The sequence below is a fragment of the Lysinibacillus sp. FSL M8-0216 genome, assembly GCF_038595555.1.
Taxonomy (GTDB): Bacteria; Bacillota; Bacilli; order Bacillales_A; family Planococcaceae; genus Lysinibacillus; species Lysinibacillus fusiformis.
In genome coordinates this window covers 539,146-555,067 of the sequence record NZ_CP152007.1, presented here as the reverse complement: position 1 = coordinate 555,067, position 15,922 = coordinate 539,146, and the positions used below count along the sequence as shown (strand labels likewise).

Genomic DNA, 15,922 nt, shown 5'->3' with positions numbered 1-15,922 from the left:
ATTCCATCCCCTTCATGCTAATTCCGAGAATTATGATAGGTACTCGGCTACCCCACCTTTATTGTTCACAAAAATACTTTCACTATTTATTCCTTTAATCGTGCTAATAAATACAAGAAATAAGGAGCGCCTATAACGGCAACGACGATCCCCGCTGGAATTTCTGAAGGCTCGAGTATAGAACGACCAATCGTATCAGCCATTAATACGAGAAAACCCCCTAATAATGCCGCCGCAGGAAGTAAAAATTGATGCTTTGCCCCAACCAGTTGGCGAGCTAAATGTGGAGCGATGAGCCCTACGAAGCCAATGCCACCACTTACAGAAACACTAGCGCCTGCTAAGCCAACTGCTGCGGCTAATAACCAACGCCGCTCTTTTTCAATCGAGGCCCCTAATCCGACAGCTGTTAATTCGCCTAAATTCAAAATGTTTAATACCCGAGATTTCGCATAAACAAATGGTAACAAGATCACTAACCATGGTAATAATGAAAGAACAAATCTCCAATTTGAACCCCATATGCTCCCTGCCAGCCATGTTGCCACAAACTGATAATTTTCAGGTGATAGGCGTAGTGTTAGCACAATCATTGCTGAGCTAATACCTGCTGCTACAGCTACCCCTGTTAAAATTAAACGCATGGGTGTAATACCTTCATGTCGTTTATAAGAAAGTGAATAAATCAGAATTGCCGTTAAGCCTGCTCCTATAAAGGCAAGTACTGGCAGTAAATAGACAGGTGCCGCCTTCGTTGTTGGAAAAAATGAAATATACAGCATAACTGCAAGACCAGCACCCGCATTAATCCCTAAAATACCTGGGTCTGCTAAAGCATTTTTAGAAACACCTTGTAAAATAGCACCTGAAATAGCTAAACCCATTCCCACTAATACAGCTATCACGATTCGTGGAAGCCTAAATTCAAATAGGATTAATTGTTGCTGTGCATCTCCTTGTCCAAAAAGAGTCTTAAAAACCTCCATTGGTGTTAGCTTAATCACCCCAGTATTCATACTAATCACAAAGGTAATGAAGATTAACACAAGCAATGTAGCAATAATGATAAAATTTTTCTTTTTTGTCTTCTGCTGACTTGGCGTTAAATAGCTGTTACTCATAGCTCTTTCCCTCCTTTACGTGCTAAATACAGGAAGAAAGGAACACCAATAAAGGCAATTAAAGCACCAATCGGCGTTTCATAAGGAGGATTGATAATGCGTGCTACTAAATCAGCTAACACCACGAGCAACGCTCCATATACTAACGAACAAACGATAATCCAGCGATAATCATGACCAACTATGTATCTCGTTAAATGGGGAATTATTAAGCCTACAAAACCAACTGCTCCTACAACAGAAACTGCCGCACCCGCTAAAATTAACACAATGATCATTCCCCATACTTTTACAACACCCGTACGTTGTCCGAGCCCAACAGCAATTTCCTCCCCTAAGCTCAGTACAGTGATTGAACGTGATAAAATAAGAGCTCCTATCATCGCAATAAGTATCCAAGGTGATAATATTTGTAGATGGCTCCATTTTGTTCCCGAAACACCGCCCGCATACCAAAAGGCAAGGTCTTGACCAATACGGTAATAAAGAGCAATCCCTTCTCCTAGCGCTCCAAGCAATGCACTAACAGCCGCACCAGCCAAAACAAGTCGCATAGGTGTTAAACCACCTTTAGACAGCGACCCAATACCATAAACAATGGCTACCCCAAGACCTGCTCCAATAAAGGACCATAAAATTAAAAACATATAAGGCATACCAGGGAAAAAGGCAAAGCACACTGCCAACATAAATGCGGCTCCCGAGTTCAAGCCCAACAATCCTGAATCTGCTAATGGGTTACGTGTCATACCTTGCATAATCGCCCCCGCTACTGCAAAGCTTGCTCCTACTAGAGCTGCCCCGAGTACTCGCGGTAAGCGGATATCATGAATAATTTGATGTGTAGTTAATTCTGGTGAAAAATGGGTAACTGCTGTCCAAACAGTACCCAGTGAAATATCTGCTGCACCAAAAGAGATCGATAAGCCAATAGCTAAAATTAATCCAATTACTCCTACAATTAAAGCTACTACTCCACGGATCGGATGAGATCGTTTCTGTAGCTCCTCTAAATCGTTGAGCTCTCCTACTCCTGTCGACGTAGTCATTTTATTTCCTCCTTATAAACTTCCCAATAAACATACAGACTAGATTTTATTTCTTCATATCGTATAGCTGATAGGATAGGCAGATTGGATTTTTACTATATGGACAAACAGCCATTTCAGCATCAATATTGAACACTCTTTGTAAATTTTCCTTTGTCATCACTTCTTCTGGACTTCCATCCACTATTAAATTCCCGTCTCTCATGGCCATGATAAAGTGGGAGAAGCGTGATGCATGATTCAAATCATGTAATACCATGATTATTGTTCGACCTTCTTCTTTATTTAACTTTTGTAAAAGCAATAAAATATCTAGCTGATGGGCTAAATCTAAATATGTGGTTGGTTCATCCAGTACTAGAATATCAGTGCCTTGTGCTAATGCCATGGCAATCCAAACCCTTTGACGTTGGCCACCTGACAATGCTTCAATTGGTCGATCACTAAATTCCCTTAATCCCGTCACATCAATAGCCCAATGGATATACTCATAGTCTTCCTTGCGCAATGTACCAAACCCCACTTGGTGAGGAAAGCGACCATATGATACTAGCTCAAAAACAGTTAAGCCTCCTGGAGCTGTTGCCGTTTGGGGTAAAATAGCCATTCTTTTGGCTACTTCCTTGGTCTTCAATTGGTGAATTGCTTTACCATCTAAATAAACCGCCCCATTTTGAGTCTGAAGTACACGGGCTACTGCCTTTAATAAAGTAGATTTCCCACAACCATTTGGACCGATAATTGTGGAAATCTGCCCTTTTGGAATTTCCACGCTTAAATCATTGACTATGAGCGTCGAGGAATAACCAATCGCCACACGATCTATTTCTAGTACTGACATAATTAACTTCCTTTCATTTTTGAGAGTGCTTTGAACCAACCTTATATTTGTAGACCAAATTGAGCTGTATACAACCCATAATAAGCATGTTTTCGTTCCATTAATTGCTCATGTGTTCCTTCTTCAATAATGCCTTTTTTCGATACAACAACAATTCTATCTGCATCCTTAATTGTTGCTAATCGATGGGCAATTACTAACGTCGTACGACCAATAGAAAGCTCGTTTAATGCTTGTTGAATAGCTTGTTCCGTTTCAGTGTCCAATGCCGATGTTGCTTCATCAAGTATTAAAATTTTTGGGTTTTTCAGGAAAATCCGTGCGATGGATAGTCTTTGTTTTTGACCTCCTGATAACTTCACACCTCGCTCACCAATTAATGTATCCATTCCCTCTGGGAGTGCTTTAATGACATCGGTCAGCTGTGCACGCTGAGCTGCGTACCAAATATCTTCTTCACTAGCATTCAGATTGCCGTAAGCGATATTATCACGAATAGTGCCATCAAATAAAAAGACATCTTGTTGAACAATCCCAATATGACCCCGCAATGATTGCAATTTGTAATCCCTTATATCCACACCATCAATTTTAATGGAGCCTTCATTGACATCATAAAAACGTGGCAGCAAACTGCAAATTGTAGATTTTCCTGCTCCTGATGGACCTACTAGTGCAACTGTTTCACCAGGGCGAACCTGTAAATTAATGTGATGTAAAGCACGATTCGCATCTGAGTAGCCAAACGATACATCCGTGAATGTGATTTCGCCATCAATTTCATCGATATCTTTCGCTTCTGGTCGATCCGCTATCTCAGGCTCTGTCTCAAGAAATTCAATATAGCGTCTAAATCCTGCCATACCTTTTGGATAGCTTTCTATAAACATGTTGATTTTATTAATAGGGCCAAGCAGAATCCCTGAAAGTAAAATAAATGCGATAAAGTCTCCATTAGATAGATCGCCATTTAACACAAAATAAGCTCCAACAAATAATGTAAATAATGACAATACCTTTGTTAGAATACCTGAAATGGCTTCATTCCAAGCCATGACCTTATAAGAGAACAATTTAGTCATTCGGAATCTTTCATTGTTTACCTTAAAGCGTTTAATTTCATGATCCTCATTTGTAAATGCCTGTACAACACGAATACCGCTGACATTGTTTTCAACGCGAGCATTAAAATCAGCAATATCTCCAAACATTTGACGAAATGCTTTTGACATTAATTTTCCGAAAATAATCGTCAGAACTAGGATGATCGGCACAAGTAGGAAAATAAGAATTGTAAAGGTTGGATTTATGTAGAACATCACACCAAATGTCCCTATAATGGTCATTGCTGCAATAAAAATATCTTCAGGACCGTGGTGGGCAAGCTCACCGATATCCATTAAATCGTTCGTTAATCGGGAAACAAGATGTCCCGTTTTATTATTATCAAAATATCTAAAAGAAAGTTTTTGTACATGGCTAAAGGATTCCTTTCTCATATCCGTTTCAATATTAATCCCTAGCATATGTCCCCAATACGACACGATGAAATGGAGAATGGAGTTAAAAATATATAAGACAAATAACAATAAACTCGCCATAATAATCCACTTTAGTTCGCCATCTGGCAAAATATCATCAATTACTTTATTTAAAACAAGTGGAAACGCTAATTCGATTAATGCTACTAAAATGGCGCAGCTAAAATCTAAAATAAATAAGCGTTTATATGGTTTGTAATATGAGAAAAATCGCTGTAATAACATGGTTGTAGCCTCCTATTGCAATATCAATCTTCATATCTACTAATGTATTTTTGTTGAGTCTTCGTAAACTCTACTATTTTGTCAGCCAGCTCTTCAGCTTGATGGAGACCCGAAAGTGGATCAGAGGCAAAATAATATTCAGATGGAAGCTCTATAATTTGATTATTTTTTACGACATCTAAGTTTGTCCAAGTCCCTGGCAACTTCCCATCTTTGTTAAAGAAGTTAATCATGAAGTTATAATCAGCTACAAAATCACTTACTACCTCGTAGGAAATCTCATAACGTCCGCCACTCGCCTCTTTTGCATCATATAACTCCTGCACTTTTTCTTGAGGCTTCAGACCCAAAATTTGATAGATTGCTCTACCACCCGATACGCTTGAATTTCCAACAATCGTTGCATTTTTTTCAAACATTTCATAAATAGTAAATGTTGCTCCGTCTGGAACCACATCATTTATTTTTTCCTTAGCTGTAGCTATCCGATCTTCAAACTCATTAACAAATGTTTCAGCTTCTTTTTGTCTTCCTAAATAACTTCCCATCGCCTTAATTTCCTCTATTGCTGATGAATGAGCATCTTCAGCAAAGACAATTGTAGGTGCAATTTTCTCATATTTCCCTACATCTTCTGGATTCCATGTAATGATTAAATCTGGCTTTAGCTCTAGAATTTTTTCCAATGATACCTTCCCATCAGTACCAATATTCGTAATTTCCCCATCCTTGTAGTGTTGTTTTAAAAACGTAGCATAATCGAGGTTAGCTGTTACCCCTCCTACTGGTACAACATCTAACGCTAAAATTTGGCCAAGATACCAGTCTGTGATAACTCTTTTTGCTCTCACTGGAATTTCTACTTCACGGCCACTGTCATCTGTCACCATTCTTGTCTCTATAGTATCTGGAGTAGTTTGTTCCTCTACCTTTGATGAGACCGATTCTTCATTACATGCAGTTAATAAAACAAACAGGCTCAGAAAAAAAGGCAGTCTTATATGTTGAATCACCTTTTGCATCATGATTTCATTTTCTCCGTTCTCAAATCGGTTTGCTTGCGCGAGCTGATTCTCATTGTATTGAAAATGATTCTCATTTGTAATGGCCATTTCGGACATATAAGATGTATATTTCAGCCTAAAATTACTTGGTGCCATATTTGTAGCCTTTTTAAAGGCACGACTAAAATAGTATTCATCTTCATAGCCAAGTGAAATAGCAATTTCCTTTATACCAAATTGATTTTCCAACAAATATTGTTGTGCCTGCTCAATTCTTAATTGCTGTAAATAAATTTGTGGTCCTACCCCATAGCGTGCTTTAAAAATTCGTAATAAATGACGTGTACTAATATGAAGCGTATCTGCCAATGTTTGTATAGATAATGGTTGATGAAGATGCTGATGAATATATAGCCGTGCTACTTCTGCCTTATCCATTTCATGCGGGTTCCCCTGCCCATCTGCTAATTCTTGAAACACACGATAAACAAATTCATACAAAGAGGCTTTAACTGAAAAATGATCTTGAATTGAGCCCGACATCCATTTGCTATACATATCTTGAAGTATGTTGTGAATGGCTATTGGATTAGCAGGCACACAAGAGAAATTTATTTGAAAAGGTTGATATTGCATCTGTAAATGCTGCATAAAGGCATCCTTATAGATGACATCTCCTTCGTAACGTATGAGGAAGTAGCTAACACTATGCTGTGCGTTAATTTGTAAACTTTGAGATTTACCAATGTGAAAAATACTGAAACGCTGTACATAATAAGGCTGTTCATCAATGATAATTTGCGCCTCTCCTGCTGTTATGATAAGGAACGAACTATTAGTTACTATCTTTGAAATTTGAACTTTTGATTTATTTACGTAATTAATATGCTTCATTTGAACATAGGCATTTTGCCAAAGTAGCATGTAGGCATCATAGTTCATCCGAATCTCCTTCAAAAAGATATTTATTAACTTCATTATATTGATAATGATTATCAATTTCAATAAACATTTATTCATTTAAACATATACAAAAAAATCACCATTGACAATTATTTGTCAATGGTGATGGCTGTTCTATAATAAACCTTTACCTTTAGTTGCTTTTTTCATATCTTCGTTCAGTTTTTCAAAAAATTCTTCGTTCGATTTTGTTGTACGAAGTTTTTTCAGGAAGCGTTCCGCAAAATCAGGCGCATCTGAAAATGTTTTACGAATCGCCCATAGTTTTTCAAGTTGTTCGGGCTCAAGCAATAACTCTTCCTTACGTGTACCTGAACGGCGAATATCAAGCGCAGGGAAAATTCGGCGCTCTGCCAACTGGCGATCTAAATGAAGCTCTAAATTACCTGTCCCCTTAAATTCTTCGTAAATAACCTCGTCCATACGTGAACCAGTATCTACTAAAGCAGTCGCTAATATCGTTAAGCTACCGCCTTCTTCAATATTTCGAGCCGATCCAAAGAAGCGTTTAGGTCTATGGAAGGCAGCTGGATCGATCCCCCCTGAAAGCGTGCGTCCACTTGGAGGAATGACAAGGTTAAATGCACGCGCCAAACGTGTGATAGAATCCATTAAAATAATGACATCACGTTTATGTTCCACTAAACGGCGTGCACGCTCTAAAACGATTTCTGCCACTTTGACATGATTTTCTGGAACTTCATCAAACGTTGAGCTAACAACATCTGCATTTACAGATCGCTCAATATCTGTTACTTCCTCAGGACGTTCATCTATCAGTAAGACAATTAGCTCTGCTTCTGGATGATTTGTTGTAATAGCGTTTGCAATTTCTTTTAATAAAGATGTTTTCCCCGCTTTCGGCGGTGCAACGATTAATCCACGCTGACCAAAACCTACAGGTGCCACTAAATCCATAATACGTGTTGATAAATTACGCTGAGTTGTCTCCAGTTTAATTTGTCTGTCTGGATATAGTGGAGTTAATGCAGGGAAATGCACACGTTCCTTTGCAACTTCAGGATCCTCGCCATTGACGGCATCAACTTGTAATAAGCCGTAATAACGTTCATTTTCCTTAGGTGGTCGCACCTTCCCAGATACCTTGTCCCCATTACGAAGATCAAAGCGACGAATTTGAGATGCAGAAATATAAATATCTTCTTTACTTGGAGAGTAGTTTATTGGTCGAAGGAAGCCAAAGCCCTCTTGCGAAACAATTTCAAGTACACCTTCCATAAAGAAATAGCCTTCTTGCTCTGAACGCGTTTTCAAAATAGCAAATATTAATTCTTTTTTCGTTAGCTTGCTATAATATGAAATTTTATATTGGCGTGCAAGAGCGTAAAGCTCTTTTAACGTCATGTTTTCTAATTGAGCGATTGTCAATGCAGACATATGCACAACTCCAGTCTTTTTCAAAATATAATACAATTATTGGGGTTATCATCGAAGATTTTTTACGAACGAATGGCTCTGTTCCCACTATACGGTTACCTCAGTAGGTCAATAACAAATACATAGTCCACCATATGATGAAACATTGCCTTACAAACTACGGGATGGTTTATTTAAAGAAGAAGGTACCTAGCACAATAGATGTACTAGGTATATTTTAGAAGAAAATATCATTAATATCTAGGTTTTTTCTCAAGTGCGTGACGGCCTTCTACAAAGCGAACTGTACCAGACTTAGCACGCATAACTACTGAGTGTGTTAAAGCGTAAGCACCTTTATATTGAACACCCTTTAAAAGCTCACAATCTGTCACAGCTGTTGCTGCAAAAATAGCATCGTCACCTTTTACTAGATCATCTAAATAAAGAACTTTATCAACATCTACACCCATTTTATGGCAGCGTTCTAATTGCTCTTCATCTTCTGGTACTAACTTTGCTTGGAAGTCCCCACCTAGGCATTTTAAGGCTACAGCCGAAATAACACCCTCTGGTGCGCCACCTGTTCCAAACATAATATCAATACCTGTTTCATCAAAGGCAGTATTAATCGCTGCACCAACATCGCCATCTTGGATAAACTTAATACGTGCACCAGCTTCGCGAATTTCATCAACAATTGCTTGGTGACGTGGACGATCTAATAAAGTAGCAACTACATCTGAAATATCTTTATTTTTTGCTTTTGCTACTTGTAATAAGTTATAAGTAACAGAAGCATTGATATCTACTTTACCAGCTGCTTCTGGCCCTACAGCAATTTTCTCCATGTACATATCTGGTGCATTTAATAGATTACCTTTATCTGCAATTGCAAGGACTGTCATTGCACCATTCGTACCTTTTGCTACAATATTTGTACCTTCTAATGGATCCACAGCAATATCTACTTTTGGACCACCACTACGTAAGCCAAGTTCTTCACCAATATAAAGCATTGGTGCTTCATCCATTTCGCCTTCACCAATTACTACTGTAGCATGCATTGGAATTGTATCGAACATTTTGCGCATCGCTGTTGTTGCTGCATCATCTGCCTCAATTTTTAAACCGCGTCCCATCCATTTCCCGGATGCAATTGCTGCTGCTTCTGTTACTCGTACTACTTCCATCGATAAACTACGTTCCATTGTTGCTTTGCCTCCCGTTATCGGTCATTTTTCATACCGAAACATTCAAATTACCTCTATTGTAACATAATTGAGTGAAAACTTTTAGCTCTCATTATTCCTTTGTCTCAGCTACGCGTGCCAGGATTGTTTCACGTCGAATATCAGCGCCTAAATCACGTAATTTCTCAATAAGTGAGCTATAGCCACGTTCGATATGATAAATATCTTGTACTTCCGTTTCGCCTTCAGCTAGAAGACCGGCTAAAACTAATGCTGCACCTGCGCGTAGATCCGTAGCTGTTACTGTTGAGCCATGTAGTCTGCTTGGCCCTTTAATAATAGCCGTGTTGCCTTCTACACGAGCATCAGCATTCATACGACGAAGCTCATCAATATGTTTAAATCGAGCTGTATAAATAGTATCTGTTACTTTTGAGGAACCGAATGCCTGTGACATTAACACAGCAAGTGGTTGCTGAATATCGGTTGGGAAACCAGGATACACCAATGTTTTTACATCAACAGCTTGCAAAGTGGAGAAGTCTGTTTTTGGTACATAAATACTTTCTTCACCAATTTCAATCTTCACACCCATTTCACGAAGCTTCGCTATAATTGCTTCTAAATGCAGTGGAATTACATTATCAATTGTAATTCCATCACCTACTGCTGCAGCCATTATCATAAATGTCGCAGCTTCAATGCGATCCGGTATAATCGTATGCTCTGTACCATGTAGTTCTTCTACCCCTTCAATACGGATGACACTTGTACCTGCCCCTTTAATATTGGCCCCCATATTTGTTAGAAGTGTAGCTACATCAATAATTTCAGGTTCCTTCGCTGCATTTTCGATAACTGTACGGCCCTTCGCGAGGACAGCAGCTAACATTATGTTAATTGTTGCACCGACACTTGCGACATCTAAATAAATTTTCGCCCCAATTAATTCATCTGCACGTAAATAAATCGCGCCATGCTCATTCGTAATTTTAGCGCCTAATGCTTCAAAGCCCTTTATATGCTGATCAATTGGTCGGGGACCCAAGAAACAGCCACCTGGTAAACCAATGACCGCTTTCTTGAAACGTCCTAGCATTGCCCCCATTAAATAATAGGAAGCGCGTAACTTTTTGACATTGCCGTTCGGTAATGGTAAGGCAATCATATCTGTTGGATCGATTGTCATCTTCCCATCCTCAAACGATACTTCCCCACCAATTTCCTCTAATAAAGCCTTTAACGTCCATGCATCTGAAATTTCTGGTATCCCTCCAATTGTCACTGGAGAGTTCGCCAAAATTGATGCAGGAATTAAGGCGACTGCACTATTTTTTGCACCACTAACTTTAATTGTACCTTGTAGACGATTTTCGCCAGTAATTTTATAAACATCCATTTTGCGTTCTCCCTCATGATTGGAAAGTAGTATTTTTTGCAATTGGCTCACTGTATATTCTTATTATTCGCCTTTTCTCTTATTCCAATCCGCTAAAAATCCTTCAATTCCTTTTTCCGTTAATGGATGGTGGAAAAGTTGTTTTAAAACTTTAAATGGAGTTGTTGAAATATGCGCGCCAGCTAAAGCTGCAGCCGTAACGTGCTGAGGGTGACGAACAGAGGCAGCGATAATTTGTGTATCAATATTATGAATTGTAAAAATGTCAGCAATTGTTTCAATTAGCTCTACACCATTTTGACCAATGTCATCTAAACGGCCGATAAATGGTGATACATATGTAGCACCTGCACGCGCAGCCATTAATGCTTGGTTTGCACTAAAAATTAATGTTACGTTTGTTTTAATTCCTTTGTTTGCAAAGAAACGACAAGCTTCTAATCCCGCTGGTGTCATTGGAAGTTTCACTGTAATGTTAGGAGCAATAGCAGCTAATTCCAAACCTTCCTTAATCATTCCTTCTGCATCTAGTGCAATAACTTCTCCACTTACGGAGCCATCGACAAGCTCTGCGATTTCACGAAGACGATCATGGAAAGAAACATTTTCTTCTTTAGCCACTAGTGATGGGTTTGTTGTGACTCCTGATAAAATACCCCATGCATGTGCCTCTTTAATCTCTTCAAAATTTGCAGTATCAATAAAAAATTTCATATTATATTTCCTCCTGATCATTTTTCTTATATTATTAAATATTTTCCAAAATTTCTTTATTTCAAAAACAAGAGAAGGTCGATTGAAAGCATCAACACTTCTCTTATTATGTGTATTTATCTATGCTTTTGTAACATATTAAATGCAAAAATTATGCTTTTTGTGCACTACCAAATTCGCGAATTTTACCAACAACTGTTGCTTTAATCGCTTCACGTGCAGGACCAAGGAATTTACGAGGATCGTAAACAACTTTGTCGTTGTCAAGAATCTCACGAATTGCTTTTGTTGCTTCAATTTGATTTTCAGTATTAACGTTAATTTTTGCAGTACCTAATGCAATAGAACGTTGTATATCTTTTGTTGGGATACCTGTACCACCATGTAATACTAGTGGAAGATCTGCCAATTTAGAGATTTCTTCCATTTCTTTGAAGCCTAGGTTTGGTTCTCCTTTGTAAGGACCATGTACAGAGCCAAGTGCTGGCGCTAAGCAGTCGATATCTGTTAGCTCAACCATTTTACGGCATTCTTCTGGATCAGCGTAAATAATACCACCGATTACACCATCTTCATCTCCGCCAACTGTTCCTAATTCCGCTTCTACAGAAACGCCTTTAGCATGTGCGTATTCTACTACTTCTGAAGTAATTTTCACATTTTCCTCAAATGGATGGTGTGAAGCATCAATCATCACAGAAGTAAAGCCTGCATCAATTGCCTCTTTACATTTTGCAAAGCTAGAACCATGGTCAAGATGAATGGCTACTGGAACTGTAGTACCGTAAGATTCCATTAAACCTTTTACCATATGAACAACAGAAATAAATCCGCCCATATATTTACCTGCACCTTCAGAAACACCAAGAATCACTGGAGATTTTTCTTCTTCAGCTGCTTGTAAAATTGCTTGTGTCCACTCTAGGTTGTTAATGTTGAATTGACCAACAGCATAACCCTCTGCTTTTGCTTTAATTAACATCTCTTTCATAGATACTAATGCCATACTAAAAATCCTCCTCTTAGGACTATTCTTTCTACATAAATATGCTCCTCAATCATAGCAAAAATAATAGCCCCTGAAAAGCAGAGGCTATTATTTTCTACACGAAAGCGTAGTGCAACGTAGCGGCAGTGTCGACAAAGTGTAGTGCAACGTAACGGCGGCGCTTGAACCTGAAAAGCAGAGGCTATTATTTTCTACACGAAAGCGTAGTGTAACGTAGCGGCAGTGTCGACAAAGTGTAGGGCAACGTAACGGCGGCGCTTGAACCTGAAAAGCAGGGGCTATTATTTTCTACACGAAAGCGTAGTGTAACGTAGCGGCAGTGTCGACAAAGTGCAGAGCAATAACGGCGGCGCTAAGAAAATATGTACTCCTTTTTTAAGCATAAAGAAAACAGGCCGTGTATTCACTGCCTGTTTTTTAAACTTGTAACGCTTTATTAACTTCGTCACGCACTTCAAAAATATCAAAAGGTTTCGTAAAGTAACGGATTGCTCCCAAATTTAAAGCTTCTTGTACAACATCTAGCTCTCCATACGCTGTCATCATAAATACAGGAAGTTTTGGGAACTTTTCTTTTAAACGTCTTAAAATTTCGATACCATCCATTCCGGGTATCTTCATATCTAGTAATACGCAATCCATGTCTTGTTCATCTGCATACTTTAATGCCTCTAAACCATTGGCTGCTAAATATGTAACATATCCTTCCTTTTTCAGCACTTCGTTTAAAAGCAAACGAATTCCCTGCTGATCATCGACAATTAGTAATCGTTTCACATTCCATTCCGCCCTTTTTATTTTTTATTCTTACACAAAAACATTCTTTATTATGTATAATTCTACTTTTTCAGCTTAATACCTTCTAGTATTATAAATTATCTGCTTTTGCTTTCTATCTTTTTCACCCCTATAATATGGGTAGAGGTGGGATCATGTCAAAAATTCTAACAACACAATTAAGTGGATTATTACAAAGAATTACACAAAATGAAGAGGATGCTATCGAGGAGACTGCAAGGTTATTGGCACAAGCTGCAATTGGCGAAGGTAATGTCTATTTTGCTTGCTTTGGAGAAATGCAGACAGTGGAATTAAATGCACTGCAAGCAGTAGAACCATTTAGCAAGTTAGCACCTTGGACTTTGGATACAAGCTTAACAGAAGCCGATCGAGTTTGCATTTTTACTCGTAGTGCGCACGATGAAGAAGCACTAGCTTTAGCTCAGAAATTAAATACTCAATTTATTCCCTTCGCTGCTGTTGCTAGTGAACCAGCAAGTACAGAAAATCCTCTTGCCGACTTAGCCTATACGTATATTTCTACTCGTATTAAAGGTGGTTTATTGCCAAATGATTTAGGTCAACGGGTAGTTGTACCACATGCACTTGCAGGGCTTTTTGTTTATGAAGCTGTCAAAATGGCCTATGATGATATGCTTGGTTTTGATGAGGAAGAATTGTAATAATCCAATTAAAAAGAGTTGTCTCATATTTCGAGACAACTCTTTTTGTTTATTTAAATGTTGCGCCGATAAAGTCACGGAACAGTGGTTGTGGACGATTTGGTCGTGACACTAACTCTGGGTGGAATTGACATGCTACAAAGAAATTATTCTCTGGTAGCTCAATAATTTCAACCAGCTTACCGTCAGGGCTTGTACCTGAGAAGACAAGACCAGCTGCTTCCATTGCTTCACGATATTCATTGTTAAATTCATAACGATGACGATGACGCTCATAAACAAGCTCTTTGCCATATGCTTCACTTGCTTTAGAACCGTCTTTTAATTTACATGGGTATAGGCCTAAACGTAATGTCCCGCCAATATCTACGCTATCATTTTGATCTGGTAAGAAGTCGATAATTGGGTACTCTGTGTTTGCATCAAGTTCGGTAGAATGAGCACCTTTTAATCCTAACACATTACGTGCATATTCAATTGTCGCAAGCTGCATACCTAAGCAAATTCCTAAGAAAGGTACATTATTTTCACGCGCAAATTGCGTAGCTAAAATTTTACCTTCCACACCACGATCACCGAAGCCACCTGGTACTAAAATCGCATCAGCATCTTTTAATAGTGCAGTTACATTATCAGCATTGACATGTTCTGCATTAATCCAGTCAATTTCAATATCAGAATTATAAACATAGCCTGCATGCTTTAATGCTTCTACCACTGAAATATAAGCATCTTGAAGTTCTACATATTTCCCTACTAATGCTACTTTTCTTTTGTTTGGTAAGTTTTTCACTTTGTCTACAAGCTCGCGCCATTCTTCCATATCCGCTTCTGGAGCTTCCATACCAAAGTGGTCAAGAACGATATCATCAATATCTTGTGCATGTAGGTTTAATGGTACTTCATATAAATGCTCCGCATCACGAGATTCAATAATTTCATGTGGTTGAACATCACAGAATAAAGCTAATTTCTCTTTCATATCTTGTGGTACCTCTTGTTCAGTACGCACAACGATAATATTTGGTTGAATACCTAAAGAACGTAACTCTTTTACAGAATGCTGAGTTGGTTTTGTTTTTAATTCACCAGCTGCTTTAATATAAGGAATCAATGTACAGTGGATATACATGACATTATTATGCCCTAAATTAGTTTTCATTTGACGGATAGCTTCTAGGAAAGGTAATGATTCAATATCCCCTACTGTTCCACCTACTTCTGTAATAACAACGTCTGCATTTGTCTCACGACCAGCGCGTTGGATACGATCTTTAATTTCATTTGTAATATGAGGAATAACTTGTACTGTACCACCGTTGTAATCGCCACGACGTTCCTTCTGTAATACCGATTGATACACACGACCTGAAGTTACTGTAGAATGCTTTCCTAGGTTAATATCGATAAAACGCTCATAATGCCCTAAATCTAAGTCAGCCTCAGCACCATCATCTGTTACAAAAACCTCACCATGTTGATAAGGACTCATTGTACCTGGGTCGATATTAATATATGGGTCAAATTTTTGAATCGTAACTTCTAAACCGCGGTTTTTTAATAAACGGCCTAGAGATGCTGCAACAATCCCTTTTCCAAGTGATGATACAACCCCACCTGTTACAAAAATATACTTCGTCATGAAAAAATTCCTCCTTTAGAATTGCTAGATAAGTTGTTTTGTTAGGGATTAGAACATCTGACAGTCAAACACCCTAAAAAAAGAAAAGCCGAGAATGTCTACAAAATTGTAGTCGATTCGAAGCTGTCATCGTTTCTATCTCTTTTCCACTTTCCTTTAAACCTTAAAACTTTAACAATTATTCAGTCACCGTTTACTATACATCATGAATACTTTAAAACATTTATATTCATATCTGCACAAAAAGTATGGGAGAGCTGGTCTGAATAAAGTTAAAAACAAAAAAACGCTCCTCCTGCATAGGTCTGCAGGGGGAGCGTATTATATACACGGTCTTTCTCCTTTTTTTAAGGAGCCCAAGTAAAAGATTAAACGTAACCG

The 15,922-nt window shown here is 38.4% G+C and carries 13 protein-coding genes; 1 reads left to right on the top strand and 12 read right to left on the bottom strand.

Annotated features, from left to right (window positions below; genetic code table 11):
• Window positions 1–86 precede the first annotated feature (86 nt).
• From MKX57_RS02625 to MKX57_RS02575, 11 genes are all read right to left on the bottom strand, one after another.
• On the bottom strand, window positions 87–1,121 hold the full coding sequence (locus tag MKX57_RS02625) for an iron ABC transporter permease (RefSeq protein WP_089986943.1): 1,035 nt from the start codon (window positions 1,119–1,121) through the stop codon (window positions 87–89).
• The gene (locus tag MKX57_RS02620) at window positions 1,118–2,170 is read right to left on the bottom strand and encodes an iron ABC transporter permease (RefSeq protein ID WP_107921620.1); all 1,053 of its coding nucleotides are present in this window, start codon (window positions 2,168–2,170) and stop codon (window positions 1,118–1,120) included. Before MKX57_RS02620 ends, MKX57_RS02625 begins: the two co-directional genes overlap by 4 nt.
• Before the next feature lie 46 nt (window positions 2,171–2,216).
• On the bottom strand, window positions 2,217–3,011 hold the full coding sequence (locus MKX57_RS02615) for an ABC transporter ATP-binding protein (protein WP_239354147.1): 795 nt from the start codon (window positions 3,009–3,011) through the stop codon (window positions 2,217–2,219).
• A gap of 41 nt (window positions 3,012–3,052) precedes the next feature.
• Window positions 3,053–4,777 carry an ABC transporter ATP-binding protein gene (locus MKX57_RS02610; RefSeq protein ID WP_342550729.1) on the bottom strand — a complete coding sequence of 575 codons (1,725 nt, stop codon included), beginning with the start codon at window positions 4,775–4,777 and terminating at the stop codon, window positions 3,053–3,055.
• 23 nt (window positions 4,778–4,800) lie between these two features.
• Window positions 4,801–6,723 carry an AraC family transcriptional regulator gene (locus MKX57_RS02605; RefSeq protein ID WP_342550728.1) on the bottom strand — a complete coding sequence of 641 codons (1,923 nt, stop codon included), beginning with the start codon at window positions 6,721–6,723 and terminating at the stop codon, window positions 4,801–4,803.
• A gap of 135 nt (window positions 6,724–6,858) precedes the next feature.
• On the bottom strand, window positions 6,859–8,142 hold the full coding sequence (gene rho, locus MKX57_RS02600) for a transcription termination factor Rho (RefSeq protein WP_008179008.1): 1,284 nt from the start codon (window positions 8,140–8,142) through the stop codon (window positions 6,859–6,861).
• 233 nt (window positions 8,143–8,375) lie between these two features.
• Window positions 8,376–9,332: a class II fructose-bisphosphatase gene (gene glpX, locus MKX57_RS02595; RefSeq protein ID WP_008179010.1), complete on the bottom strand. Its 957-nt coding sequence runs from the start codon at window positions 9,330–9,332 to the stop codon at window positions 8,376–8,378.
• A 94-nt stretch (window positions 9,333–9,426) separates the two neighbouring features.
• Window positions 9,427–10,713 (bottom strand): UDP-N-acetylglucosamine 1-carboxyvinyltransferase, encoded by a 1,287-nt coding sequence (locus tag MKX57_RS02590; RefSeq protein WP_089986058.1) that lies wholly within the window; start codon window positions 10,711–10,713, stop codon window positions 9,427–9,429.
• Between the two features lie 63 nt (window positions 10,714–10,776).
• Entirely contained in the window at window positions 10,777–11,427 is a 651-nt protein-coding gene (gene fsa / locus MKX57_RS02585) for a fructose-6-phosphate aldolase (protein ID WP_004269447.1), read from the bottom strand.
• A gap of 151 nt (window positions 11,428–11,578) precedes the next feature.
• Window positions 11,579–12,433 (bottom strand): class II fructose-bisphosphate aldolase, encoded by an 855-nt coding sequence (locus tag MKX57_RS02580; RefSeq protein WP_090002939.1) that lies wholly within the window; start codon window positions 12,431–12,433, stop codon window positions 11,579–11,581.
• Between the two features lie 420 nt (window positions 12,434–12,853).
• The gene (locus tag MKX57_RS02575; RefSeq protein ID WP_008179021.1) at window positions 12,854–13,213 is read right to left on the bottom strand and encodes a response regulator; all 360 of its coding nucleotides are present in this window, start codon (window positions 13,211–13,213) and stop codon (window positions 12,854–12,856) included.
• Window positions 13,214–13,368: 155 nt separating this feature from the next.
• Here MKX57_RS02575 and MKX57_RS02570 point away from each other — a divergent pair, with 155 nt between their 5' ends.
• Window positions 13,369–13,899: a DUF2529 family protein gene (locus MKX57_RS02570; RefSeq protein WP_043990551.1), complete on the top strand. Its 531-nt coding sequence runs from the start codon at window positions 13,369–13,371 to the stop codon at window positions 13,897–13,899.
• A gap of 49 nt (window positions 13,900–13,948) precedes the next feature.
• On the opposite strand, the gene MKX57_RS02565 is transcribed toward MKX57_RS02570, so the two are convergent.
• The gene (locus tag MKX57_RS02565) at window positions 13,949–15,541 is read right to left on the bottom strand and encodes a CTP synthase (protein ID WP_008179025.1); all 1,593 of its coding nucleotides are present in this window, start codon (window positions 15,539–15,541) and stop codon (window positions 13,949–13,951) included.
• Between the last annotated feature and the right edge of the window lie 381 nt (window positions 15,542–15,922).